Source organism: Flavobacterium wongokense, from assembly GCF_021608265.1.
Classification (GTDB): Bacteria; Bacteroidota; Bacteroidia; order Flavobacteriales; family Flavobacteriaceae; genus Flavobacterium; species Flavobacterium wongokense.
In genome coordinates this window covers 191582-218553 of record NZ_JAKIHP010000002.1, presented here as the reverse complement: position 1 = coordinate 218553, position 26972 = coordinate 191582, and the positions used below count along the sequence as shown (strand labels likewise).

24 protein-coding genes are annotated in these 26972 nt (G+C 37.8%); 13 read left to right on the top strand and 11 right to left on the bottom strand.

The genetic code is table 11. From position 1 onward, the window contains the following. Positions 1-11 precede the first annotated feature (11 nt). Together L1S31_RS07050 and L1S31_RS07045 are read right to left on the bottom strand one after the other, a co-directional pair. Positions 12-1028 (bottom strand): serine hydrolase, encoded by a 1017-nt coding sequence (locus tag L1S31_RS07050; RefSeq protein WP_236463960.1) that lies wholly within the window; start codon positions 1026-1028, stop codon positions 12-14. 173 nt (positions 1029-1201) lie between these two features. Further along, entirely contained in the window at positions 1202-1693 is a 492-nt protein-coding gene (locus L1S31_RS07045; RefSeq protein WP_236463959.1) for a hypothetical protein, read from the bottom strand. Between the two features lie 93 nt (positions 1694-1786). Between L1S31_RS07045 and L1S31_RS07040 the strand changes: the two genes are divergently transcribed. Next, positions 1787-1933, top strand: a complete 147-nt coding sequence (locus L1S31_RS07040; RefSeq protein ID WP_236463957.1) for a hypothetical protein — start codon at positions 1787-1789, stop codon at positions 1931-1933. A 184-nt stretch (positions 1934-2117) separates the two neighbouring features. Here L1S31_RS07040 and L1S31_RS07035 read toward each other — a convergent pair whose 3' ends face one another. Continuing rightward, positions 2118-5543, bottom strand: coding sequence for a methylmalonyl-CoA mutase family protein (locus tag L1S31_RS07035; protein ID WP_236463955.1), 3426 nt, complete (start codon positions 5541-5543; stop codon positions 2118-2120). Between the two features lie 193 nt (positions 5544-5736). Between L1S31_RS07035 and L1S31_RS07030 the strand changes: the two genes are divergently transcribed. After that, positions 5737-6447 carry a DUF4197 domain-containing protein gene (locus L1S31_RS07030; protein ID WP_236464437.1) on the top strand — a complete coding sequence of 237 codons (711 nt, stop codon included), beginning with the start codon at positions 5737-5739 and terminating at the stop codon, positions 6445-6447. A gap of 160 nt (positions 6448-6607) precedes the next feature. On the opposite strand, the gene L1S31_RS07025 is transcribed toward L1S31_RS07030, so the two are convergent. Then, positions 6608-7417, bottom strand: a complete 810-nt coding sequence (locus tag L1S31_RS07025; protein ID WP_236463953.1) for an ABC transporter substrate-binding protein — start codon at positions 7415-7417, stop codon at positions 6608-6610. 5 nt (positions 7418-7422) lie between these two features. Then, positions 7423-8241: an orotidine-5'-phosphate decarboxylase gene (gene pyrF, locus L1S31_RS07020; protein ID WP_236463951.1), complete on the bottom strand. Its 819-nt coding sequence runs from the start codon at positions 8239-8241 to the stop codon at positions 7423-7425. 244 nt (positions 8242-8485) lie between these two features. On the opposite strand from pyrF, the gene L1S31_RS07015 reads away from it, so the two are divergent. The 5 genes from L1S31_RS07015 (at position 8486) to L1S31_RS06995 (ending at position 12301) form a co-directional block, all read left to right on the top strand. Next, positions 8486-9043 (top strand): helix-turn-helix domain-containing protein, encoded by a 558-nt coding sequence (locus L1S31_RS07015; RefSeq protein WP_236463949.1) that lies wholly within the window; start codon positions 8486-8488, stop codon positions 9041-9043. A 5-nt stretch (positions 9044-9048) separates the two neighbouring features. Beyond that, entirely contained in the window at positions 9049-9495 is a 447-nt protein-coding gene (locus tag L1S31_RS07010) for a response regulator (RefSeq protein WP_236463947.1), read from the top strand. Between the two features lie 23 nt (positions 9496-9518). Beyond that, positions 9519-11315 (top strand): sensor histidine kinase, encoded by a 1797-nt coding sequence (locus L1S31_RS07005; protein WP_236463944.1) that lies wholly within the window; start codon positions 9519-9521, stop codon positions 11313-11315. A 143-nt stretch (positions 11316-11458) separates the two neighbouring features. Continuing rightward, positions 11459-11674, top strand: coding sequence for a lmo0937 family membrane protein (locus tag L1S31_RS07000; RefSeq protein WP_370637871.1), 216 nt, complete (start codon positions 11459-11461; stop codon positions 11672-11674). A 57-nt stretch (positions 11675-11731) separates the two neighbouring features. Further along, positions 11732-12301, top strand: a complete 570-nt coding sequence (locus L1S31_RS06995) for a hypothetical protein (RefSeq protein WP_236463941.1) — start codon at positions 11732-11734, stop codon at positions 12299-12301. A 129-nt stretch (positions 12302-12430) separates the two neighbouring features. Here the strand turns inward: L1S31_RS06995 and prfA are convergent, their stop codons facing one another. Then, positions 12431-13504, bottom strand: a complete 1074-nt coding sequence (gene prfA / locus L1S31_RS06990) for a peptide chain release factor 1 (RefSeq protein ID WP_236463939.1) — start codon at positions 13502-13504, stop codon at positions 12431-12433. Between the two features lie 145 nt (positions 13505-13649). Here prfA and L1S31_RS06985 point away from each other — a divergent pair, with 145 nt between their 5' ends. Genes L1S31_RS06985 through L1S31_RS06975 form a run of 3 tightly spaced genes read left to right on the top strand, consistent with a single transcriptional unit; the run spans position 13650 to position 16058 of the window. Beyond that, positions 13650-14927 (top strand): chloride channel protein, encoded by a 1278-nt coding sequence (locus tag L1S31_RS06985; protein WP_236463937.1) that lies wholly within the window; start codon positions 13650-13652, stop codon positions 14925-14927. Between the two features lie 3 nt (positions 14928-14930). Beyond that, entirely contained in the window at positions 14931-15539 is a 609-nt protein-coding gene (locus L1S31_RS06980) for an HPP family protein (RefSeq protein ID WP_236463935.1), read from the top strand. A gap of 33 nt (positions 15540-15572) precedes the next feature. Next, positions 15573-16058, top strand: coding sequence for a DUF6265 family protein (locus L1S31_RS06975; protein ID WP_236463933.1), 486 nt, complete (start codon positions 15573-15575; stop codon positions 16056-16058). 70 nt (positions 16059-16128) lie between these two features. Here L1S31_RS06975 and L1S31_RS06970 read toward each other — a convergent pair whose 3' ends face one another. Together L1S31_RS06970 and L1S31_RS06965 are read right to left on the bottom strand one after the other, a co-directional pair. Continuing rightward, positions 16129-16746 carry an HmuY family protein gene (locus L1S31_RS06970; protein WP_236463929.1) on the bottom strand — a complete coding sequence of 206 codons (618 nt, stop codon included), beginning with the start codon at positions 16744-16746 and terminating at the stop codon, positions 16129-16131. A 36-nt stretch (positions 16747-16782) separates the two neighbouring features. Continuing rightward, on the bottom strand, positions 16783-18828 hold the full coding sequence (locus tag L1S31_RS06965; RefSeq protein WP_236463927.1) for a TonB-dependent receptor plug domain-containing protein: 2046 nt from the start codon (positions 18826-18828) through the stop codon (positions 16783-16785). Positions 18829-18958: 130 nt separating this feature from the next. On the opposite strand from L1S31_RS06965, the gene L1S31_RS06960 reads away from it, so the two are divergent. From L1S31_RS06960 to L1S31_RS06950, 3 genes are all read left to right on the top strand, one after another. Continuing rightward, positions 18959-19900, top strand: coding sequence for a DUF6607 family protein (locus L1S31_RS06960; RefSeq protein WP_236463925.1), 942 nt, complete (start codon positions 18959-18961; stop codon positions 19898-19900). A gap of 209 nt (positions 19901-20109) precedes the next feature. Then, positions 20110-22311 carry a TonB-dependent siderophore receptor gene (locus tag L1S31_RS06955; protein ID WP_236463923.1) on the top strand — a complete coding sequence of 734 codons (2202 nt, stop codon included), beginning with the start codon at positions 20110-20112 and terminating at the stop codon, positions 22309-22311. 4 nt (positions 22312-22315) lie between these two features. Continuing rightward, positions 22316-22864 carry a PepSY-associated TM helix domain-containing protein gene (locus L1S31_RS06950; protein ID WP_236463921.1) on the top strand — a complete coding sequence of 183 codons (549 nt, stop codon included), beginning with the start codon at positions 22316-22318 and terminating at the stop codon, positions 22862-22864. A gap of 60 nt (positions 22865-22924) precedes the next feature. On the opposite strand, the gene L1S31_RS06945 is transcribed toward L1S31_RS06950, so the two are convergent. From L1S31_RS06945 to L1S31_RS06935, 3 genes are all read right to left on the bottom strand, one after another. Beyond that, entirely contained in the window at positions 22925-24298 is a 1374-nt protein-coding gene (locus L1S31_RS06945) for a di-heme oxidoreductase family protein (protein ID WP_370637874.1), read from the bottom strand. A gap of 83 nt (positions 24299-24381) precedes the next feature. Continuing rightward, positions 24382-25461 (bottom strand): imelysin family protein, encoded by a 1080-nt coding sequence (locus L1S31_RS06940; protein ID WP_236463917.1) that lies wholly within the window; start codon positions 25459-25461, stop codon positions 24382-24384. A gap of 22 nt (positions 25462-25483) precedes the next feature. Next, positions 25484-26833, bottom strand: a complete 1350-nt coding sequence (locus L1S31_RS06935) for an autotransporter outer membrane beta-barrel domain-containing protein (protein ID WP_236463915.1) — start codon at positions 26831-26833, stop codon at positions 25484-25486. Positions 26834-26972 lie beyond the last annotated feature (139 nt).

The window sequence follows — 26972 nt, the reverse complement described above, 5'->3', positions numbered from 1 at the left end:
ATCAAAATTATTTACATTGTAGATGCCTCATTGTTACGCATTTCCAAATATACCGCTTGAGAAATATCGGCAATCAAGTTGGAAAGCTTTTGATTATCCCTGCCTTTTGTCATTATAGTCAGTAAATAAGGACCATGGTCTAAATAAACAATTCCCGACTCATGTAATTCTTTATCAATCATGTTTCCTGCTTCACCAAACTTGTGTGCAACCGGAATGTTTGAAGGCAGGCCTTTAACAATACCATCCTTAAAATCACTTTCTGTCAAAAGCTCGGCTGCAAATTCAGAATCCTTTATAGTCAGATAAGCCGCGTTATAAATTGCACTCATAAAAAAAGAATACTCTTTGGCACTGATAAAGTATTTATCTTTTGGATTAAAGGCCGGCAGTCCAAAATCTTCAAATATCTTTTGAAAAACATCAATTCTCATATTGTTTTCCAACAATAAAGTAGCATTATTATCTGAAAATTTTATCATGTAAGTCAGCAATTCCTTTACAGTATAGGACTTTCCTAATTCAATGCCTTTAGAGCGGAAAGCTACATTTTTGGATACATCAAAGCTCTTTTCAAACTTCAATTTCTTATTTAAAAATCCAGGATTGTCTTCATTCATCTTAAGGATGGTCATCAGTACCGGAATCTTTAAAAGCGAAGCAGGCCTAAATTTTTCATTGTCGTTTAGTGAAGTCCATTCACTATTATCACATTTACGAAGGTAAAAAGATGCAGTTACTGCATCGTTATTTGCCTTATATCTATCTATAATTTGAGAGATTTTAAGCTTTAGGTCGGCTAAATTGTCCGCCTCACATTCATCATCTTCAAACATGATTGGTTTGATGTATTTTAGGCCATTGAGCCTTTTCACGTCTACACGGCAGGTTCCACTAGTGCTGGCAAGTTGTTGGGTTGATTGCTTGGAATCAAAAAAGTTGGTAATGAAATAAGTTATGATTGCGGCAAATAAAGAGAAGATCAGAATATGGGTAAGGCTAAACTTCTTGTTTTTTAGAATATTCATTTTAAGGGCTTTTATTATTTAATCAGCAAAAATAAAAGTTATTTGTTAAGAAATTCTTAAAAAATCAATAATTAACTTGAGATAAAATAAATGTTTCAAACTATTGAAAAACAATCTTTTAATAAAAAAAGCCACTCTTAAAAGAATGGCTTTTTAAATAATCCGTTATGTTCTTACTGTTGTACTTTCACAACATTGCTTTCTTTTATCTTATAAGCTTTTACAACGGCTTTGTAATCTCTGTAATCTACTTTAGCAGTTTTACCAAATGCTCCAGGGACAATTACAACCCTTAATACCTGATTTAGTTTAAATGCATCGCTGACACCTGCTAAATCAAAACCTTCAAGATGCACTTCGGCATCAAAACGGGTAAAATCGAAATCGTATCTTAAATCCAAGGTTCCATCATCAAAATAATACGTTTCCGGTAAAAGCTTCCAGACATCTTCTCCCTGAAAGGATCCTGATAGTCTGTAAACCAGCACCATATCAGAGTTAAAGGTAGAGTGAGGATATGTTAATACCACACTATAATCATTTGGTAAAAAGTTAACACCGGTATATTCAAATACTTCACTGATGGTGTCTGTGTTTTCTTCATTACTGCAACTTTGTAGCGATATCATCCCGATAAAGGCTAAAATTAGGGTCATTCTTTTCATAGCTATATTTTTTTTAGTGTTTTTTGATATGCAAAGTTCTACTCATTAATTATGCCAAAAATTTAATTTAACAAAAAATTGTAATTTTACACCATGGGAAGAAACAATGCCAAAAATATCAAAGCGCATAACGATAAGCTTCACAAGGCACAAGATAAGGAAAAATCAAAGAAAGCCGTGCGTGAAGAAAAGCTCAAGGCGATTGCGAAAAAATTTAATAAGAAGAAGCCAGGAGAATAGGTAATAGCAACAAGCTATTCCAATAGCTGAAACTGATTATGGCACTTTAATGGCAAGTATGGAAATAATTTATGACGATAAAAAAAGCCCCACAGAAATGTGAGGCTTTTTTAATGATAGATTCCGATTAGTCATCGGGATAAGCGATTCACCACAAAATCTTTACAAGATTTTGGTTTTCTGCTTACATATTTCGTCTATACTGTCCTCCTACTTCAAACAAGCCGGAAGTTATCTGGCCAAGTGAACAATACTTGGTTGCATCCATCAATACTTCAAAGATGTTCTCATTATTAATTGCAGCGTTTTGAAGTGCCGCAATCTGTTCATCCTCTTTGTCGTGGTAGGTTTTATGCAAGTTGTCCAATGTTTTGATTTGCTCCTGTTTTTCCTCTTCGGTGGCACGAATGACTTCTGCAGGCAACACTGTTGGAGAGCCTTTTGAACTTAAGAAAGTATTTACCCCGATAATTGGGAATTCACCCGTATGCTTTAAGGTTTCATAATACAAGCTTTCTTCCTGGATTTTGCTTCGTTGATACATTGTTTCCATTGCACCAAGAACTCCACCACGTTCCGTAATTCTATCGAATTCCTGTAATACAGCATCTTCAACCAAATCTGTGAGTTCTTCAATTATGAATGAACCCTGAATCGGATTTTCATTTTTCGCTAAACCTAATTCCTTATTGATAATCAATTGGATTGCCATTGCACGGCGTACAGATTCTTCCGTTGGAGTTGTAATCGCTTCGTCGTAGGCATTTGTATGCAGTGAATTACAGTTGTCATAAATCGCGTAAAGCGCCTGTAAGGTCGTACGGATATCATTAAAATCAATTTCCTGTGCATGTAATGAACGCCCTGAAGTTTGGATATGGTATTTCAACATCTGCGCTCTTTCGTTTGCTCCGTATTTATTTTTCATGGCTTTTGCCCAAATCTTACGCGCTACACGACCGATTACAGCATACTCAGGATCAATTCCGTTTGAGAAGAAGAAAGACAGGTTTGGACCAAAATCGTTGATGTTCATTCCACGGCTCAGATAATATTCCACGTAAGTGAAACCATTGGCCAGTGTAAATGCCAACTGTGTAATTGGATTGGCACCAGCTTCGGCGATGTGATATCCTGAAATGGAAACCGAGTAGAAGTTACGCACATTTTTCTGGATGAAATATTCCTGAACGTCACCCATTAACCTTAAAGCGAATTCGGTAGAGAAAATACAGGTATTCTGTGCCTGATCTTCTTTTAAGATATCGGCTTGGACTGTACCACGGACCTGAGATAATGTTTTTACCTTAATATCTTGATACACATCTTTTGGTAACACCTGGTCTCCTGTAACTCCAAGCAACATAAGCCCTAGCCCATTATTTCCTTGTGGCAATTCGCCATTGTATTTTGGTCGGGTTAATCCTTTTTCCTTGTAGATTTCATTGATTCTTTCTTCAACTTCAACCTGAAGGTTATTTTCAATAATGTACTTTTCGCAGTTTTGGTCGATGGCTGCATTCATAAAGAATCCCAACAACATTGGTGCCGGACCATTGATTGTCATCGAAACTGACGTCAATGCATGGCTCAAATCAAAACCTGAATATAATTTCTTGGCATCATCAAGACAGCAGATTGAAACTCCGGCATTCCCGATTTTCCCATAAATATCCGGACGCAAATCCGGATCATTTCCATATAGAGTCACACTATCAAACGCTGTAGACAAACGTTTGGCAGGCATTCCCTGGCTTACATAATGGAAACGCTTATTGGTTCTTTCCGGTCCACCTTCACCGGCAAACATACGCGACGGATCTTCGCCTTCACGCTTGAATGGATATAATCCTGAAGCAAACGGAAATTCACCAGGAACGTTTTCCTGAAGATTCCATCTCAAAATATCGCCCCAAGCCTGGTATTTTGGCAGGGCTACTTTTGGGATTTGGGTATGCGATAAACTTTCGGTGTGGGTTTGGATTTTGATTTCCTTGTCACGCACCTTAAAGCTGTAGATTGGATTTTTATATTTATTTACCTTGTCATTCCAGGTGTTGATAATTTCCCAATTGAATGGATCAAGGTTCATTTTAACACGATCAAATTCCTTAACCAATAAGTTTAGAAAATCTTCGTTATCATTATTTATGTTCAGTGAGTTAGCTTCAATTCCAGACTTGTCAATATTGACTGCTTTTTTGCTAACCGTTTCTATCGTTTTATAGATTCCATAAAGCTTTTGGGCTACTTCAACCTGAGTCAGAACCGTTTCATCATATTTGCGGTTGTTCTCTGCAATTTCAGATAAATACCTTGTACGATGTGGCGGGATTACAAAAATCTTTTCGCTCATTTCACGGGTAATGTGGAAATCGGATTTCAAATCCGAATTTGTCTTTTCCACGATTTTGTCCATCACTTTTTTGTAAAGCGTGTTCATTCCCGGGTCGTTGAATTGCGATGCGATGGTTCCAACAACCGGCATATCATCAGGATTGGAATCCCAAAGATTATGATTACGCTGATATTGTTTCTTTACATCGCGGATTGCATCGAGTGCGCCGCGTTTATCAAACTTATTGATTGCCACTAAGTCGGCAAAATCAAGCATGTCAATTTTTTCCAATTGCGTAGCTGCCCCAAATTCGGGCGTCATTACATATAAAGAAACATCGGAATGATCCATAATCTCAGTATCGGATTGGCCAATTCCTGAAGTTTCCAAAACAATCAAATCGTATTTCGCTGCCTTCAAAACCTGAATCGCTTCGGCAACATATTTTGACAATGCCAAATTGGACTGACGTGTTGCCAACGAACGCATATAAACTCTAGGATTATTAATGGCATTCATACGGATTCGGTCACCTAATAAAGCGCCACCCGTTTTTCGTTTGGATGGGTCAACCGAAATCAAACCAATGGTTTTTTCCGGAAAATCGATAAGGAAACGACGAACCAATTCGTCAACCAAAGAAGATTTTCCTGCTCCGCCTGTTCCTGTAATTCCAAGGACTGGGATTTTAGAGGTTTCATTTCGGGTATGTATATCATCAAAAACCGGTTTGGCAATTTCAGGGAAATTTTCAGCAGAAGAAATCAAACGTGCAATCGCAGTTGGATTCTTGTCTTCAATATGCTTAAGCTCACCGTTTAGTTTGTCGCCAATCGGATAATCGGAACGCTGTACCAAGTCATTAATCATACCCTGCAATCCCATAGCGCGGCCATCGTCAGGAGCATAAATACGGGTTATTCCGTAGTCCTGCAGCTCGGCTATTTCACTCGGAAGAATCACTCCGCCTCCGCCACCAAAAATCTTAATATGCCCTGCTCCTTTTTCTTTAAGCAAATCGTACATATATTTGAAATACTCATTGTGGCCTCCTTGATACGAAGTCATCGCAATGGCATTGGCATCTTCCTGGATTGCTGTATTCACAACCTCTTCAACACTTCTGTCGTGGCCTAAGTGGATTACTTCAACACCAGTAGCCTGAATGATTCTCCGCATGATGTTGATAGCAGCATCGTGGCCGTCAAAAAGTGACGCTGCTGTTACGATTCTAACTTTATTTTTTGGAATGTATGGGATTTGTGGTTCCATTATGGGAATATGATAATTTTAGTGCCGCAATTTACGGAATTAATAAAAATTAACGCCTAATCCACTGGCATAATTTTTGGAAAGTTTGGGCAGAAATTAACATATTCCTGTTAATCTATTTTTAAATTTGAACTTCAAATCTATTATTATGAAACTTACAATTTTTGAATACCCAAAAAACATTTTTTCAATTATGATCAAATCATTATTTTTCTTTTTACTGGCATTTACATTTATGAGCTGTGCCGAACTACAGCAGGTTGCCAGCCAGTTCCCACAAGTTAATTCCACAAACGGCATCGACATTGCCGGCGGATTAAAGGAAGCGCTGAACAACGGAATATCCAAACAAGTATCTAAGCTTACTGCTGTGGATGGTTTTTATAAAAATGAAGCTGTTAAAATCCTTATGCCCGAAGAATTACAAAAAGTAGACAAGGCATTAAGGAAAATTGGGTTGAGTTCTTTGGCAGATGATGGAATCAAAATGCTGAACCGGGCTGCAGAAGATGCCACCAAAGAAGCCACTCCGATTTTTGTCAATGCAGTAAAACAAATGACTTTTACCGATGCCAAAAACATTTTAATGGGAAATGACAATGCTGCAACTTCTTACCTGCAGACTACAACTACAAGTCCGTTATACACGAAATTCAATCCGGTTATCAAAAATTCGTTTGCCAAAGTTGGAGCTGATAAGGTTTGGTCAAACATAATAACCAAATACAACAGCATTCCCTTTGTCAAAAAAGTTAACCCTGATTTAACAGATTATACCACCAATAAAGCACTGGAAGGTGTTTTCAAAATGATAGCGGTTGAGGAAAAGAACATCCGAACCAACCTCAATTCAAGGACTTCAACTTTATTGCAAAATGTATTCGCAATGCAGGACAAAAAATAATTGTAAATTTTTAGAAACCAATAACATAAGAATAACATTTGTTTAACACAGACACTCGAAAAGTGGGCGTATCTTTGTAGTGTAATAAATTTGGTTTTTTATTATATTGGTTTAGGTTAGTTAAAAACTCCGGTGTTTCCCCAAGAGGCACCGGTTTTTTTTATGCAATACGTTCGTGTAGTTTTTTGAAATAATCAAAAGCTTTTACCAATCTGCTGCCATACCACGAGAACATCTCACCATCGACAAAAACAGTTTTGGCATGATGGGTATGCCTGCCTAATTCGAAGGCATGTTCATCGTTGAACGGAAAAGGCTCAGAAGACAATAAAACCAAATCGGGGTCACCCTGAATACGCATTTTTTGGATAATGATTTCGGGATATCTTCCTTCATACTTTGGGTTATTATCATAGATGTTTTCAAACTTATTCAGCTTAAGCAATTCATTGATAAAAGTATTTCCTCCGGCAACCATATAGGGATTGGCCCAAATGAAATAAGCCACTTTTAAAGTTTCCTTTTCTTTGATGAAATTTAGAAAATCCTTGTGGGCAAAATTGATTTTATCAATCCATTTTTGAGCTTCTGTCCTTTTATTGAAAAGAACCCCGAAATTCTCTATCATTTTCAGATTGTCTACCAAAGTAATAATATCGGTGACCCAAACTGTGCAGATTTTGGATAATTCCTCAACAATCTCAAAGGTATTTTCTTCTTTATTGGCAATGATGATGTCCGGTTGCAACAAACGGATTTTTTCAACATGGACTTTCTTGGTTCCGCCGATGATTTTCTTGGTCGATTTAAAATGAAAAGGATGCACGCAGAATTTCGTAATCCCAACAATTTCTTCTTCCAGTCCCAAATCATAAAGCAATTCCGTTTGCGAAGGAACCAATGAGACTATCCTTTTAGGGGTTGTTTCAAAAGTATGGGAAACTCCAATTTGGTCAATTATGGTTTTCAAAGCGATTATTTATTTGCCAAAATGATTTCCATTTCCTGTTGCATTTTAACCGCTTCTTCCCTCGCCTTTTGGGCAAAATCCTTTTCATTTGAGGCATAAATGATTCCACGTGAAGAATTGATGAGCAACCCAACATTTTCATTCATTCCATATCTGCAGACTTCCTGCAAACTTCCGCCCTGAGCACCAACGCCGGGAACGAGGATAAAACTATCGGGAATTATTTTCCGGATTTCAGTAAAATATTCCGCTTTGGTTGCGCCCACAACATACATCAGTTTCTGGGGATTTTTCCAGGTTTTGGATGTTTCAATAACAAGTTTGTATAATTCCTTTCCTTCAGCATTTTTTGTTTGGAAATCAAAGGCGCCCTCATTGGAAGTCAATGCCAGCATAATGGCGTGTTTATTCTCAAATTCCAGAAAAGGTTCTACGGAATCCTTTCCCATGTAAGGAGCAACCGTTACCGAATCAAAATTCAAATCTTCAAGGAAAGCCTTAGCATACATTGTTGATGTGTTGCCAATATCGCCTCGCTTTGCATCGGCAATGGTAAAAATATCGCGATGGTTTTCATTAAGGTAATCAATGGTTTTCTGAAGCGATTTCCATCCCTTTAAACCATAGGCTTCATAAAAGGCAATGTTGGGTTTGTAAGCCACACATAAATCATGTGTCGCATCGATAATAGCTTTGCTGAATTCAAAAATTGGATCTTCAAGTCCTGCCAAATGCTTTGGGATTTTGGTTAAATCGACATCAAGGCCAATGCAGAGAAATGATTTTTTTTTGTGGATTTCCTGAACAAGTTGTTGTGTAGTCATATTGTAGTTGTGTTGGGCAAAGTTACAAATTGAAATTCAGAAAGTGAAAATTCTGTAACAATACTGGATAATTATATAACCATCCTGAAGAATATGCCGAATATCTTTGTAAAGCAAACGATAAGCACCTACTATTATTGTTTGCCCAATAATAAAAAGTTGGGGTTAGTAAAAAAAAGCCGCGTGACAAATGCGGCTTTTTTATTAGAATATCTTTATATTTACATCAAACCGAAAAATTTACATGAAGCTATTTATCAAATTTGACTTTAATACTGTCTGCCGCAAAGTTTTGGAAGAAAAACTCATCCAACACAACATTAAGCACAAAATACTGGGCTTTGGAGAAGTTGACATTTTGGAGAAACCAGACACCGATGTTTTTAAAGCATTTGCCGAAGAACTGAAAGGTTATGGCATTGACATCATTGAAAACCAAAAAAGTGTTTTGGTCCAAAAAATAAAAGACACTATAATCGAGATGATCCACAGCCCGGAACTGGTAAACGTAAAAAGTTCCGTTTATCTTGCTGACAAACTGAGCCACAGTTATGGCTATCTTTCCAATTTATTTTCTGACGTAACCTATACTTCTATCGAGAATTATATTATCTTACAGAAAATTGAATATGCAAAACAACTGATTGTAAGCACTGATTTGAGTTTAACCGAAATTGCTTTTCAACTGAATTATTCGAGTGTTGCCCATTTGAGCACACAATTTAAGAACGCAACAGGAATTACGCCTTCTGCTTTCCAACGAATAATAAACAAAAGAAGAGAAATAGCTAATAAAAAATAAAACCAATGGATAAGGATTATATACACATTATTTTGGCGGACGATGATGAAGACGACAGATTGCTTTTTACAGATGCATTCGATGAATTAAAGATTAACACCAAAGTAAACACTTTTAACGACGGTGTGGAATTAATGGATTATCTGAATACGCCTGATGCGGTATTACCCAACGTTTTATTCCTGGATTTAAACATGCCCAAGAAAAACGGAATTGAATGCCTGTATGAAATTAAGAGCGATGACAAATTCAAGGATATAGCCATTGCCATATTCTCTACTTCATCATCAGAAGAACATATTGAAGAAACTTTTGTACAGGGAGCCAATATTTATATAAAGAAGCCCAGCGATTTTACAACACTCAAGAAAGTACTCGCCGAAGTGGTTACCATCAACTGGCAATACCATACATCAGGATTAAATAAAGATAATTTTCTATTGCGTTTATAAAGCCCAAACCCCAAATAAAAACCATGGAACTAAAGAGAATATACAAATCAAGCATTTTTCTCAAAAGCATTTTTGTGGTTTCTATTTTTGTTATTTTCTTTATTTCTGCCGTCACATTCAAACACATCAGCCTTGTTGGCAATTCATCCAGCAGGGTAAGCCATTCGTATGAAGTGAGTTTGGAATTGGAACGGTTGATGTCCTACATCAAAGATTCTGAAACAGGACAGCGTGGCTATCTGATTACAAGGGATTCTACTTATTTAACGCCTTATCTTGATTCCAAAAAAAAAATAGACGAGTCTTTTGAAAAGGTCAAAAAATATACCCAGGGCAATAGGCTTCAGGAACACAATCTCAGGAAATTGGAATTTTACATCAGCAAAAGGCAGAACTATCTTTCGCTGACCTTACATCTTGCCATGGGCAAATCCTTATCTGACAAAAGATTAAAGGAAAAATTTGACATTGGCAAACAAACCATGGACAGCATTCGGAAACAAATCGACGAAATGAACTTGGTTGAGAAAAAAATGCTCAAGGCAAGGGAAATCAATTACAAAGACACTGTTAAGGTCACTCCGGTTTTCATATACCTCACGCTATTGGTAACGCTGGTTTTAATTTCAATATCCTACATTAGGATCAATAAGGATTTGGACAGGCTTAAAATGACCAACAACCGATTGGCATTGCTTAACGAGTCAAGCAATCTTGCCGAAAATGTCGGCAGTTTCGGAAGCTGGGAATTGAATATTGACACCAATGAATATACGCTGTCTGATAACAACTACAGTTTGCTTGGTTTCAAACCACAGGGATTTTTTGCCAGTCAGGAGAATTTCCTGAAATATATCCATCCCGAAGATTTGAATTCATTCAAGGAAGCTACTGATAAATTGGTGAAGAATGTCAGCCTTCCCCCATTTACCTACAGGATTATCCGTAAAGATAAAAAAGTAAGGTATTTTAGGACTACAGGGAGAATCGTTATCAATAAACTTGGAGACAAAATCCTGATTGGAACCAATAGCGATGTAACCGATGAAGTATTGGCATCATTGTCATTGGAACAACAAAATCTCGAACTCGAAGCGAGCAATAAAGAACTTGTGGCTTTCAATTATGCCGCAAGCCACGATTTGCAGGAACCGTTGCGAAAAATACAAACCTTTGTTTCGCGTTTGTCTGAGAAAGAAGGCAATAGCCTATCTGAAACCGGCAAGGAGTATATGGAGCGAATCAATAATTCGGTCGAACGAATGCGGATTCTTATTGAGGATTTACTCCAATATTCGAGAACAACCAAAAACGAAAAGGTTTTTGAGGATACCGATTTGAATGAGTTATTGGACAATGCCAAATTGGATCTGGCACAATTTATTGAAGAAAAGGGCGCAAAAATCACCAATCAGTCTTTACCCGAACTCAAAGTGATTCCGTTTCAGATTCAGCAATTGTTTATCAATCTTATCAACAACTCTCTAAAATACAGCAAGGCAGGTATACCGCCAGATATAAAAATCTCCTGTAAAAAAGTAACTGCTGCTGATGAGGAATTGATTCCAAAGAGCAACAAGGAAAAGTTCTATAAAATTACCTTCAAGGACAATGGTATCGGTTTTGAGCAGGAATATGCCGAAAAGATATTCGTGCTTTTCAACCGTCTTCACAATAAGAATGAATATGAAGGAACCGGAATAGGCCTTGCAATTTGCAAAAAAATTGTAGAGAACCACAGAGGTTTTATTTCTGCAACAGGAAAACCCAATGCAGGCGCAACCTTTACCATCTATCTTCCCGAAGAGACAGAAAACTAACTATAATCCTTCAAATCTCCAACTCCTGTGTTATTCATAGGAGTTTTTTGTTGTTCACCGATTTTTTCATGGGAATGCTATAACAATTCAAAAAAAAACTATAACACAACATTTTTGTAAATCTTGCAACTTTGTAATGTACAATGAGAATAGGCAATTTCATTGGAACAGGAACTATTTTTTTAACAATTATCCTCGAATCTGTCATGCAAAATTTACTCTATAGCATCGTGATATTACTATTAATATTTTGGGCATTAGGATTTTTTATTTACAACACAGGAGCAATTATCCATTTATTATTATTGGCAGCAGTTGTGGTTGTATTATTAAAAATCATAAAAGGAGAGAAAGTGTAGCAATGCTGCACCTCTGAGTGTAGAAAACCTACACCAATACTAACTAAATTAAATACCATGAAAACGATTTTAAAAAACTCAGCGAAATTAGCAGTAGCAGCCCTATGTCTACTAGGTTCAGTCACGACCACCGCACAGGAAACGACGACTACAACAAGCACTTCAACAGAAAATTATGACCAGGGATGGCGCCTTGGGTTCGGCCTTAGCGGCGGAGTACCATTAAGTGCAGATCCTTATGACTGGAATTTAGGAGCCGATGTTAGGCTTCAATATGACTTATCTACAAGATATTCGCTAACATTGACTACAGGATTCAACAATTTTTTCATCAAAGGAGATGACAACGATTTAGGATACATTCCTGTAAAAGGAGGATTTAAGGCTTTCGTTTTAAAAGACCAGCTTTATTTACTAGGAGAAGTTGGTTATGCATTTGCAGTTACCAATGATTATGACGACAACTCATTCCTTTTAAGCCCTGGTATTGGTTATGCCAATAAATATTTTGATGCCAGTTTGAGATATGAACATTATACAGATTTCCCGACAATTAACGATGACGGAACTACAGATAAAGGTTTCGGGATGATCGCTTTGAGACTTGCTTATGGATTCAGGCTCTAAAACATGGAAACCTGCAGCTAAGTAAGCAGTCAACTTGTTTATGGATTTAGATTCGGTCACTTTGAATCTAATGCTAAGTAAGCAAGAGAAAAGGGCTAACATTAAATGTTAGCCCTTTTTTATTTTGGTTTAGAAAACTTCGCTTTCCTTTAGTTTCTCCATATTGTTGACCAACTGAAGCTCGTCAACAAATTTTTGGATTTTTCCGTTCATCACACCATCCATATCAAAAACGTCCAATCCAATTCGGTGATCGGTTACACGTCCTTGTGCATAGTTATAGGTTCTGATTTTTGCCGAACGGTCACCCGAACTTACCTGAGAGGTACGTTTGGTAGCATCTTCAGCCTGTTTTTTGGCTAATTCCTGTTCGTATAAACGCGAACGCAATACCTCAAGCGCTTTATCCTTATTCTTATGCTGTGATTTCTGATCCTGGCATTGTGCCACCAAACCAGAAGGAATGTGTGTCAAACGCACAGCAGATTTTGTAGTATTCACCGATTGTCCACCTGGACCAGATGAACAGAAGAAATCGACACGGACATCATTCATATCAATCTGTACGTCAAATTCCTCAGCTTCCGGTAAAACCATAACTGTCGCAGCAGAAGTGTGAACACGTCCTTGCGTTTCTGTTTGCGGCACACGCTGTACACGGTGCACTCCGGCTTCAAACTTCAAGGTTCCGTATACATCTTCACCGGTTACTTCAAAGATTACCTCTTTAAAACCACCTGAAGTTCCTTCATTCATATCAACAGTTGAAGTTCTCCAACCACGGCTTTCACAATATTTGGTATACATCCTGTATAAATCTCCGGCAAAAATAGAGGCTTCATCGCCACCAGTTCCGGCACGGATTTCAACCATTACGTTTTTAGCGTCTTCAGGATCTTTAGGAATCAACATGAATTTGATTTCCTCTTCCAATTCCGGTAAGCGTTCTTTGGCTTCTTCCAATTGCATTTTGGCCATTTCAACCATTTCTGCATCAGAACCATCAGCCAGGATTTCGTTGGCTTCTTTTATATTCGCATCAAGCATAACATATTCGTCACGCTTTTCCATTAATGCCTTTAATCCTTTGTATTCCTGATTTAACTGTACATAACGTTTTTGGTCGGAGATAACATCGGGCTGAATAATCAAATCCGAGATTTCATCGAAACGTTGTTTTACATATTGCAATCTATCTAACATATCGTATTCATTTTGGAGTGCAAAAGTAATAAAAACTGTTCAATTTTGCTCCTTTTTAACCTTTCGTTTTTTTGTGATAGTTTTAAGATTCTAAAATCGGATTTAGGGAAATGCTTTAGTAATTTTGTAAAATAGACACTTCCCAATGACATCATTTACAAAAATCAAAAAGTATTTCAGCCTCATCCTCATCCGAAAACTGATTATAGCCGCTGCGCTAATTAGTGTACTTTCCTCCTTTTTGGCAATTACTTTAAAGCATTCCACCGAATACCTGGAAAGCATTTTCCTTTTAAAAGCAACAGAGAACCGCATTTTAATGTTTGTTTTCCCAATAATCGGATTGCTCATCATTCACTTTTTGAGGTATTACCTGTTTAAGAAAAAGGAAAATAAAGGCATCAAGGAAATTTTTGAGGCGACCAATTCCAAAAACAAAAGTCTGCCGATGTATAAAATCCCATCACACTTCATCAACGGATTATTTACTGTTGCGTTTGGAGGTTCAACGGGAATTGAGGTTTCGACTGTAGTTTCAACGGCAGCAATTGGTGCGGCGACACAAAAGAAAGAGCATCTTTTCAGGAAATATAAAACCGAATTAATCTGCTCCGGAATTACAGCCGGAATTACCATACTCTTCAGCAGTCCTATTGCAGGAATCCTTTTTTCGATGGAAGTGATTGCCAAAAAAACCAATAGGATTTTCTTCCTGACGAATATCATCGCCTTATCATTGGCTTCAGCCTTATTGTATATGATGAACGAAGAACCGCTGTTTGCTGTAAGCATTACCAGCTGGCACTTATATGCGATTCCTTATTTTATTTTACTAGGAATTTTGGCCGGAATCAATTCGGTGTTCCTGACAAAAATGGTTATCTTTTTTAAGTCACAATTTTCTAAATTCAATAATGATTATTACCGGATTGGTTTTGGAGCTTTGCTTTTGAGTGCGGCCTTGTTCGTTTTTCCGCAATTATATGGCGATGGTTACCATGCCATGAAAGGTTTATTTTTGGAAACTAATCCAACATTAACATTAGGGTTCTTATTGAGCTTCGCCGGAATCGTGCTTCTTAAACCGATTGTCACTTCGGTTACATTGGCTTCCGGTGGTGATGGTGGTGTATTTGCACCAAGCCTTTTTATTGGTGCTTTTTTGGGATTGCTGTTGGCTACTATATTGAATAGTTTCCACGCCGATGTCATTCCTGTTAATTTTATGGTGATTGGAATGGCAGCCGTTTTAAGTGCCAGCATTCATGCACCTTTCACTTCATTATTCCTGGTTTGTGGAATGACGAATGATTATACCTTATTTTTGCCAATTCTAGTAGTGTGCCTGATTGCTAAATACACTTCGAAAATGATTTATCCGTTTACGGTTTACACTTATTCTCCTGCCATTTCCAAATCTTAGGTCATGCCGATAAAAAAGATAAAAAGAGGTTACCGCCGAACGAGATACATTCTGTACAAGGAAACCCTGATCAATTTCCGCGAGCATTTTTGGGCATTTGTTGGTTCGTTTATAGGCATCGGAATTATTGCATACCTGCAATCGCAAACTTTGCCACATTCGGATGTAATTTACCTCATTGGTTCTTTTGGTGCTTCAAGTGTTTTGGTATATGGTGTAATCCAAAGCCCGTTGGCTCAGCCACGTAATTTAATTGGCGGGCATTTGGTTTCGGCTTTGATTGGGGTTACGGTCCAAAAACTGGCACCCGATATTTTATGGATTACAGCTCCATTGGCGGTTTCTTTATCTATAGTCCTAATGCAGATTACCAAGACCCTGCATCCTCCTGGAGGAGCAACAGCACTGATTGCTGTAACGGGTTCGGCTGAACTGAAAAACCTTGGCTATTGGTATGTGGTATCTCCCGTTTTGGTGGGAAGCATGATATTGCTCCTTGTCGCGCTATTTTTCAACAACATTACTTCAAACAGGCAATATCCCGTTCATAAAAAGTTTTCTGAAGTTAGAAAGCGCATCCCTTTTTTTCCAAAATATGTAAATCACAAATAAGTTTACTATTTTTACCTTACTAATCAAACTTCTATGAAACACTATCGACTAATATTATTATCAGCATTGGCTTTATGCTGCCTGGCTTCGTGCGAAAAAAAAACGGGGAACAAATTTGAGAAACTCAAAAAAATGGAATGGGTTATCGGAAGCTGGGAACAAAAGCTTCCTGACGGAATAGTTTCCGAAATCTGGACCAAGGAAAATGACAGCACCTTTACCGGAAGGAGTTTTTTCATTAAGGAAAAAGATACGATTCATTTAGAGAATATTGTGTTGACCCAAAAAGGAGATAATTTGTTGTACATCCCAACGGTTAATGGTCAAAACAACAATGAACCAACAACCTTTACGATGACTTCAGATGCTGAAAATGCTTTCAGTTTTGAAAACCCGGCGCACGATTATCCTCAAAAAATTACTTATAAAAGAGTAAACGAAACCAATCTTCTTGCTACAATTTCAGGAAAACAGCAGGGAAAACAAAGCCAGGAAAGTTATCCGATGGTTAAAAAATAAAATCAATTTCCCACAATAAAAAAGACCCGGCCAAATTAATGATCGGGTCTTTTTGCATTTAAAAATTAAACTAGAAAGTCGTAGTACTGTTTGGCTGATAAACAAATTTGAATGTAAACCATCTCGACAGTGAAGTTGCATCAGGCGTTGCTGGTGCATCTTTATAATAACTCAAAATTTCGAATTTTGCATATTTCCCATCGTGTGTTTTAACTACAAACACTTTCCCTGCAATCGGAGAAATGATGTTGGTTGCCTGATCGTAAGAATACCAACCATTTCCACTTCCTGTTGGAATTGCATAAGTTGTTGCTCCGTCTTGTGCAAAAGTAGCTGCTGCCGGGAAAGTCGTAACATTCGCCAAGGTACTGCTCACAATGCTTACAGCTCCAACTCCGGTTCTTGTTGGTTCGTCAGTAATTCCGATTTCGTCACCACCATTTACAATGATTGTTGTTCCGCGGAAAGCGATATCCCAGGAATCATCTGTTACTACAGCGTTTTGAGAGAAACTGAATTTGGTAAAAGCACCTCCAACAGGTTGTCCCTGTCCTCCTGTCTGTGGAGCATTAAGGTTGGAAACTGTTTTGGTTTCCAAAGCAACTGTATGGTTTGAATCATCATTGCTGCAGGAAGAAAATGCAACTACTAAAGCTAAAATTGAAAGTTTAAAAAAATTTGTTTTCATAGTAAAAAAGTGTTTATATATAAGTGATTAAATAAGTTAAAAATTGAACTGCAGTTTCCCGAAAACCTGTCTTCCCGGAATATTGCTTATCTCACGTGGATTGGTAAAATCAAACAAATTATTGGCGCCAACCTGGAGTGTGATTTTGTCTTTAAATGATTTGGATAATGATAAATTGGCAATGTAATATTCGTTTACAAAATCATCATAGATGTCTAAAATTTGATTGCTGTTGGTGTCGAACAATCCAAACTTGCTGCGGTAAATCACACGCAGGCTGACATCGGTTTTTATTTTTGGAATGCTGTAATACAGCTTAATGTTGGCAATGTGTTTCGAACGATTGAACAAACCGAAATAATCCGATTTTGTCAGCTGAAAGGATTCCAAAGTAATGGGGTCACGTGCAAAAACTTCACCGTTTTCAATTGCTTTAATCACCGACTTATCTTTGGCAACCATATATTGGTAACCAAATGAAACCCTAAAGTCGCTGCTGAATTTATAAGTTGCATTGTATTCAATTCCGTAGGTAAAAATCTCATTGATATTGAAATAGCTGAATACATTCTGCCCATTGGTTTTCTGGGCAACAACACGCGTATCGATTAGGTTTGTAATGGAATTATAGAAAGCATTGACATCCATTTTCAGTTTTCCTTTTTGGTATAAAGACCCTAAATTGAAATTGACTGAGCTTTCCGGTTTCAAATGATCGGAAAAACTGATTCCTTCAACCCTTGACAATAATTGTCCCTGGACCTCGAATGTGTCCAATCGGTTTTCTGCCACGTTGTATCCCAAAACGGTATAACCCACAGAAGAATTCGTAAAATCGAAATACAGCTGACGGAAATCCGGAGCCTTAAAACCATAGCCGAATGATGTTTTTAGCGAAATGCTTGGGGAAATTTTATAATTCATTGCCAGTTTCGGACTCAATTGTGACTGGAATTGATTGTGGATATCGTAACGGAATCCTGCTAAAATGTTCAGCTTATCTATCGGATTGTAATCGTATTGAACATAAAAATACTGGGAGTCAAAAGTGATCCGGTTGTCAAAATAGGTCCGTTCCAGCGTTTCGTGATTGACACCAACTCCGGTTGTGAGCTTATCCTTGTTTATTGAAAAAGTGGTCCGGATTTCCGGGCGGAAAAGCCATTGATTATAAAAACTATCATCAAAACGCTGTCCTTCAGGATTGTTGAGGAATTCTTCTGCCTTATAATTTGTGCTGTAAAATTCATATTCCGATTCAATCTTGGAGTTCCATTTATGCTCCAAACGAAATTGTGCTCCCCATTCATCGACATCTGACTTTCCCTCACAATTTTCGTCTTCAATTATTGCCTTATAATCCTGCTCGTTTTTATAAAACCGTAGGCCTGCTATAAGCGTTAGTTTATCTGAAAAGTCATAGTAAAATCGGGGTTGCACAGTTATATCGTGATTAGGTTCTACAGTCTGTATGAAAGGCTGATCGTTAAAATCGTAACCGTCTGTGCTGTGATAATTGGTAAAAAAGGTTCCTGAAAATTTCTTCTTTTTCCAAATAAGATTCCCGTTGACATCGTGTGTATTGAAAGTTGCAAAACGTTCCGAAATACCTCCTGCAAACATATCGTATTTAGGCCTTTTTGTAATGATATTGATTACTCCGGCCAAAGCTTCTGAACCGTACAAAGCAGAAGAAGCTCCTTTCACGATTTCAATCCTGTCGATATTTCCAACACTGATTCGGTACAAGTCTAAAGTTCCGGCACTTCGTCCTATAAGTGGAACGCCATCAACCAGGATTAAGGTGTAGGCAGAATCCATTCCTTGGATTTGAACACCTTCTCCTCCACCAAAATCAGGGACTGTAATTATTCCGGTTTGCTCTGATAAAATTTCATTTAACTTTGTAACACCAGCCTTGATAATATCGGAAGAAAGGATTATCGATGTGGGTAATGGCAATGATGAAAGTTGTCTTTCCGTTCGTGTTGCGGTAACAAAAACCTCGTCTAGAGTTTCTATTTTGGTACTATCAACAGGCTTCGTTTCCTGAGCAAATACAGCACCTGAGCAGCTTATCATTAACCAACAACAATATCTATTTAGAAGCATTCTTAATAATTATTTTTGGCAAATATATACCTTATTTTTAATTGTTCTAAATAAATATAATATATTTGCAAAAGAAATTTTTACTTAAAAACATAACCTTATGAAAATCAAAACACTCCTATTTTCCGCATCAATTATGCTGGTTGGAATTACTGTAAAAAGCCAGGGCACGAGCGGAAGCGAACTGGTAAAGCAATCAAAAAAACAACAAGACATAAAATCGATTAAATCAATGTGTGGCTGCTATGAGATAAAATTCAATTTTACAGAGACATTCAGTTATGCTAAAGACTCGGCGAAATACAAACCATCTGAAACAAAACACGATTATGGCTTGGAATGGGTGGAATTGGTTGAAGACCAACCAAACAAATTAGTACTGCAACATTTATTAATCGTTGGAAAAACTGAAGACGATATTGTAAAACACTGGCGCCAGGATTGGCTTTATGAAAACACTGATCAATATTCGTTCTTAAAGGACAAAACCTGGAAATACAAAAAACTGGCTTCGAAAGATGCGAAAGGACAATGGACACAGAAAGTGTATCAGGTTGATGACAGCCCAAGATATGAAGGAAGTTCAAGCTGGGTTCACGTTGACGGAAGTGATTATTGGAGAAATACTGCCGACGCGCCGCTTCCAAGAAGGGAGTATACTAAACGTGATGATTACAATGTTTTGAAAAGAAGGAACATCCACGAAATCACAAAATATGGCTGGCTGCACGAACAGGATAATGATAAGCTGGTTCGCGATGATAGCGGGAACGATGTTTTGTTGGCACAGGAAAAAGGGCTTGATGTTTATACTAAAGTGGACAACAGTAAATGTAAGGCAGCTCAGGATTACTGGAAGAAAAACGGAGAGCTTTGGAAAAAAGTTAGGGCAAAATGGGATAAGGTTTATGCAGCCAACAAAGATCTGACACTACAGAAAAAAGTAGACGGCAAAAACATTTACGAATTTTTATTCGAATTAAAACCAACGGCAACTCAGGAAGAAGTAGATAAAATTATTGATTCTTTTATCGTTAGATAATTACTATACACAAAAAGAATTCAAAAGGGCCAGCTTTAAAGTTGGCCTTTTTGAATTCTAAACCTGTAAGGCAAAATGTTAAAGTTTCGCTGTAATATATAGCAAATCAATCAAATAAAAACTTTATTAATAATCAGTCTAAATAATCTTTTGAAAATGCATTTTGAAGAGTATCTTTGCAAAAAATTATTTTTAATTAATCTAAATAAATGTTTAAATCTTTGCCCCTTACGACAATGGCACTGCTTATAAGTGTTGCCGCTTTTTCTCAGGAAAATTATAGAAGTACTCCAGAAGAATATTATGTACTTAACGATACAGTAAAGAACAAGAAAGGACAGGTTCTGCAGGAAGTAATTGTGACCGCTAACCAGCAAAAAAATCCTGTTTCTGTTGGAAAATCCGGAATCAAACCAATGGATTTACCACAAGCTACCACAGTTGTTGGAGCAGCAGTAATAGAAACCCAACAGATAAACTCTATTACCGATTTGTTGAAAAATGTAAATGGGGTTTATATAATGGGAACAACAGGTGGATATCAGGAAGAGATTGCATCAAGAGGTTCTGCCCTATCAAGCTCGAATACATTCAAAAATGGCGTTCGTTATTTTAGCGGAATGAGAACTGAAATGAGCGGAATTGAACGGGCTGAGTTCTTAAAAGGAAGCGCAGCCATACTATTTGGGAATGTTGCTCCGGGTGGCGTTTTGAATCTTGTAACAAAAAAACCTAAGTTTGAATTTGGTGGTGAAGCAGGTTTCAAATTAGGTAGTTGGAATACCTTCAAACCAACATTTGATGTTTACAATGCACTAAATAAAAGCAAGACTTTAGCTTTCAGGGTTAACGGTGCTTACGAAAAAGGGGATAGCTTCCGCAACGAAGTCCATTCAGAAAGCTTTTATTTTAACCCATCATTTTTAGCTAAAATTTCCAAAAAAACCCAACTTTTAATTGAAGGTGATTTTCTTAAAGACAGAAGAACACCTGATTTTGGAGCCGGAATCATCAATTACGAAATTGTAGACATTCCAAGAGATCGTTTTGTAGGTGTAAGTTGGGGTTACTTTGGTGCCCGACAAGCATCGGCTACAGCCACATTAACTCACGAATTATCAAGCAAATGGAATATTTCCTATTTAAACGGAATCCGTTATTACGATACCGATTTGTTCTCAAACGCACGACCAAATTCTGCAGGTTCTGTAGTGCAGCCTGATGGGAGTTGGAATAGAAACCTTCAAAGAAATGAAGTAAAGGACAATTACTACATCCAACAACTTGACCTTAAAGGAAATTTTAATACGGGTAAAATTGCACATCAAATGCTTTTTGGTGGCGATTGGGAAAAATATAAAACCACAACAACTGCTTATTACGGATTAACCGCTGCCAATAATGGCGGGCAGGCTTTTTACGACAACATCAATATTTTTCAACCTTATAACCCAGCAGTTGAACTTCCTCGTCCCGACTTAGATAAGAACACCTTGACAACTGTACCTGTGAATCGTTTCGGAGTATATATCCAGGACTTGGTTTCCTTAAATAAATATGTAAAATTACTGGCAGGTGTGCGTTATACTTATCAGGATACCCGCAATAATGTTTACAAATATGCTGTTGGAGCCAATCCTGCTACCAATACGCCAACCGATAATTATGATGATGCGTTTTCTCCAAGAATCGGCTTGGTAATCCAGCCATCCGAAAACCACAGCATTTTTGCAAGTTATTCGAACTCGTTTCAAACCAATACCGGAGTTGATGTTAATGGAAAAAATTTAGATCCGTCTATTATAGATCAATATGAAATCGGTATTAAAAACAAATTCTTTGACGAAAGATTGTTTGTCAATATAACCGCTTACCAAATTACCAATAGCGATTTGGCTCAGGCATCATTGACTGTTCCAACTGCAAGGGAATTAGCTGGTGAAACCCGAAGCAATGGAGTTGAGATTGATTTGGTTGCCAATCCGCTAAAAGGTCTTTCCGTTTTGGCTGGTTACAGCTTTAATGAAACCAAATACAGAAAAAGCAATATCTACATCGAAGGAAGCGAATTGCGTTACAATCCTAAAAATACTGCCAACTTCAACATCAACTATAAATTTGAAACCGGAAAATTGAAAGGTTTAAACCTGGGATTGATCAATAGTTATTTTGGGCAACGATATGCTGGCCGTTCAACCAGGCTGACTATTCCTAATGACACCTACAAATTGATACCGTTAGAAGGTTATATTCAGGTGGACGCAACTTTGAGTTACTCTTATAAGAAATGGTCCATCCACACCAAATGGAGTAACGTATTCAATGAGCTTAATTACAATATCCATGACGATAACAGTTTAAATCCTATTGCTCCAAGAAATTATTCGGTAGCATTAAATTATAAATTCTAAACAAATGAAACAGGCAAAAATCAGGAATCTCCATCGCGACTTAGGCTATTTTTACATTGGATTAATCATATCTTTTGCCTTTTCGGGCATTATGATGAACCACCGTGAAAGTTGGCATCCCGAAAAATACACCGTCGAAACCAAAGCAATTGAAGTTACATTGCCTGCAGAAGAAAAAATCAACGAGCCATTTGCAGATTCTTTGGGAAAAGCCCTAGGGATTGATGACAAAATACGTCGTCATAATGTAAAAGAAGGGAAACTTAAGATTTCATTTGAAAAGCATGATGTAGAAATTGATATGAAAACTGGTAGAGGTGAAATTGTTTCCTTTAAGAAAACACCACTCATCAGCCATATGATGAAGCTGCACAAAAACACATCCAATTGGTGGATTTATTACTCTGATATTTTTGGAATATCATTGATAACAATAGCTGTCACAGGAGCAATTATGATTCCCGCCGGGAAGTTTAGCTTTAAACGAAGAGGATGGAAACTGGCCATAGCCGGATTGATTTTTCCTCTTTTGTTTTTATTTCTGTTTGGTTAATTTTAAAACAAAAAGGGTTTGCTTTTCGGCAAACCCTTTTTTATTATTTCTTAAACGAAATTATAACGAATTCAAAAACGCCAACAATTCGTTACGCTTCTGGGTCGATAACTGTTTGAATTTTTCTTTGGAAGCCTGTGCCTCACCTCCATGCCAAAGAATGGCTTCGGTCATGTTTCGGGCTCTTCCGTCATGTAAAAAATGTGTGTGGCCATTGACAACCTGTGTCAGGCCAATTCCCCAAAGAGGCCTTGTTTTCCATTCTGTTCCCGATGCTAAAAAATCAGGTCGGTTATCCGCTAAATCAGCTCCCATATCATGCAGCAGCAAATCGGTATATGGATAAATGGTTTGATTAGAAATAGCAGCAATAATGTTGAAACCGGTTTGTTGTTTTGGAACGTGGCATTTGGTACAGCTGATTTCCTCAAAGGTTTTTGCCCCTTTTCTAACCGCATCAGTGGTAATATTCCTTGGAGCAGGAACTGCCAATGTTCTGCAGTAAAAAGTCACCTGATTCAGGGTTTCGTCAGCAATTTCAGGATCGTCTGTTAAACCGTCCTGGCCATTGGATTGACTTGCGCCTACTTCGTTAGGGAAAACATAATTGGTTACACCCATATCATCCACATAAGCTCCGGCACACTGAACCAAAACGGTTGGTGCTCCGGCTTTCCATCCAAAGCGTCCAATTTTCAATTGATTTGCCGTTGGATCCCAAACATAATTTGCCTTTCCAGAAATTCCGTCACCGTCTGTATCATTCACATCCTGGATTGCCAATAAATTAGCTTCAGGAATGGATTCCAAAAGGCCTAAACCAAAAACCGGAGTTGCAATCCTTGGGGAAAGCATTCCGTTAGCCGGAAAAGGAATATAGGAATCATACAAGCTAATAACTGGTTTTCTCAACGTAACTACAGTTCCATCGGCAAGTGTTTCAGTCTTTGTTTCAAAAGCAACCTGATAGCGCGCTTCAGGGAACGTCCCGAAAACTGCCTGGTTCTGGATTTGTGTACCAAAACCCGGAACAGGATTTGGTCCGCCATGAGCATCCATTCCCGGAATGCTGGCTCTTAAAAGGAGTCCGCTCAGATTGACCATATTCTCAGGAAATGCTGCCCTTCCATCTTTTGGATGACAGGAAACACAAGAGGTATTGTTGAAAATACTTCCCAGTCCATTATTGATTTGCGCCGGCGCTGTGACAAATGCCTGTTCAAAATCGGTATCACCAAGCAAATGCATATCCAAATCGGTTCCGTAGATATTTACGGCCGGAGTTCGGAAAGCGGTACTGTTTTCTGAAAAAACGGTAGTTTCTCCACCAGCATATAATCTTTCGTTCAAATCGGGCAAATCAACATAATCGTCATTGTTGTTACAGGAGAACAAAAACGAGCTGAAAATGGCAAGCAAAAAAGTATTTTTAATCATAATCTAATTTTAAGCAGAAAAAGAATGCCGGAATAATCCAGGCATTCTAATTCTTTTCCTTTTCATGTATAGTGTGATTTCTACAAGTTAGAAATCAATGGTTTTAAACTACTGTCTAACAATTGTTGTAATTCTGCAACTTTAGCCTGAGCGTTCTGAACTTCCGGCCTGTTGTTGGTAATCGCAGAAGTGAATGTTCCCGGAATCGCTTCAATTGCATTGATTGCTGCAGTGATTTTGGTTTTGATGTTGGTATCTAAAGTTGCGTTTTTTATTGCAACAATATCCGTCAAACCTTTACCATCAACACCGTTATAATCTCCTAAATAGATATTTTGGATGCTTCTGATGTTGTTCGCGAAATCCAATTTGGAGTTGTTGCTGAAACGTGATTCCTCAGCCTCAGGTTTTGGCCCACCATTATTTCCGTTTAACGGAGTTTCGATTTTTCCGTTACCCACTTCGTCAGCGATAGTGATGATACCGTCAACCAATTCCAACAAAGCTGTTTTTTGAGAAGTATAAACCGCGTTTCCGGCGTCACCTGCAGTAATGAAATAGTTTTGGTAGTTTCCTCCTGAAGCAATCCAGCCTTCATACAATTGTGTCGTTTTTGCATGTAGGTTTTGGGCAGCTGCAAACAAATATTCTTTTTCCCTAACGGTAAAATCGGCTGCTGTCTTAGTTCCGTTAAGTCCCCAAATGAAATATTCCATAGTGTGGAAACCTCTGGCTTCGTTGTTGTTTTCCAATAAATCCGGTGTAATGTCGCCACTGCTGTTCAATATCGCATTGATATCGTTTACGTTAACCGGCCATGAATCCATAGCTGGGTCAATCCCTTGTGTATCAACAGGACCATAAAGGAATCCTTCTGATTTTTCCCATGGCTCACGTGTTGCCATCCAGGCATTTTTCATTGCAGTCAATTCAGCTTCATCTCCAATGGTAAAATTAGAAATTGCATTTACCAAAGCCTGCGAATTTGTATTCATGGTTTCGTAAGTTTTGGTAATAACGTCCTGCGAAACATTCGTCAAAACCGTTTTATACAATGGTGCATTTGGGTCAACGCTTTCGCCATCATTATTGCTACAAGAAGTAATAGCCAATTGTGCCAAAAGCACTAATCCAATTCCTAAAATTCTATTCAATTTCATATCTATATTATTAAGTTGTTTATTAAAATTCAAATCCAAGCCCTACTGAAAAAGTATTTTCCATTTGTTTTCCGCCGGTATATTCCAAGGTTGACAAATCGTATTTTTTAGAGCCCAACCTTCTGTTGGAATACTGTGCTTTCACAGTAACTTCCTGTGCTATCACCCAGTTGATTCCACCAGTTATCGAGCTTCTTTCCCATCGGTCATTGTCAATTACGCTTCCTTCAACATCATACATCGTATCATAATAATCATAACGAACGAATGGATAAAGCATGTTTTTCTTAAAATTGAAATGGTGCAATACTTCGTATCCAATCTCAGTGGTAAAACCAACGGCATTTTTTCCAACCGGAGTTCTAACCACTCCTAAATTATTGGACAAAGCGGCATTTTTTATAGATACGATGTTTGAGTTCTCAAGGTTCCCGAAGATTCCCGAAGTATAAACCCTAAACGGAAATTCATAGTATGCAAAATGCGCTTCCGCGATAGTCACATACGCTGTTTCCTTCATATCTGTTTTTGGCCTGTTTTTAGCCGAATCACCTATGTATCCTGACAAACCGACAAAAGTGTGTTTGTTTTTCCCAAATTTATAATCCAAACGCATCATGGCAGCAAACGATTCGGCATTGACCATCTCGAATTTCTCCTGATAACCTCTTCTCACCCAGCCTCTCGAGCTAAATCCCGAAGAATCCAATCCGTTTACGATAGAGAAAACATAGTTCAGTTTTTTATTTGCAAAAGTTCCGTAAAATGAAATTCCGGTTTCGTACCAACCCAAAGGCAGCAGTTCACTTTCCATTTCCTGTCTGTGCGTGGTAAAATATTCATCCGGGTCATCCAGGCTCTGCGCCAGGTTGAAAAGCAGTTTCAATCTTCCCGCCTTAATATTGAAATACGGTTTGATGGCAAAATCAACATATAACTGCTCCACTTTTACGCTTCCTCCTTTTTCAACTTCCTGTTCAAATTCACCAAACTCTTCCTGGGTATCATATTCAACCGAAGCTCCGGTTCCGCCGTGTTCAAATTCAATTTCAGAACGAAAGGCAATCCAGTCATTGAACTGGTATTCAGGGTAAATATTCAGACGTTCAGCATCAATCTTGTCTTTTAAGCTTGGATCGGTATCATAATCATAGTTATAATAATTGGCCACTGCATAACCGTGAAGCGAAAATTTATCGAGAGTTGATGTTTGTTGTGGTTTGTTTTTGGCTTCATTCATCATTTCCTGACGAAGCTCTTCCTTGATTTCGGCTTTTAGTTTTTTTACCAAACTGTCGTTTAAAGTCGGAGCCTGTGCAGATAAACCAATTGAAAACAGTAAAAAGAATAACGTGTATACCTTTAATTTCATTGCTTAGATTATTATTCGGCAAATGTAAAATATTATTTAAACTAAATCCAAATAAGAATTAAACTATTTTTAATTGTTCTTAATAAAGTTATTAACCTAAGAATGAATAAAAAAGCCCGCTTGTGGAAGCGGGCTGACT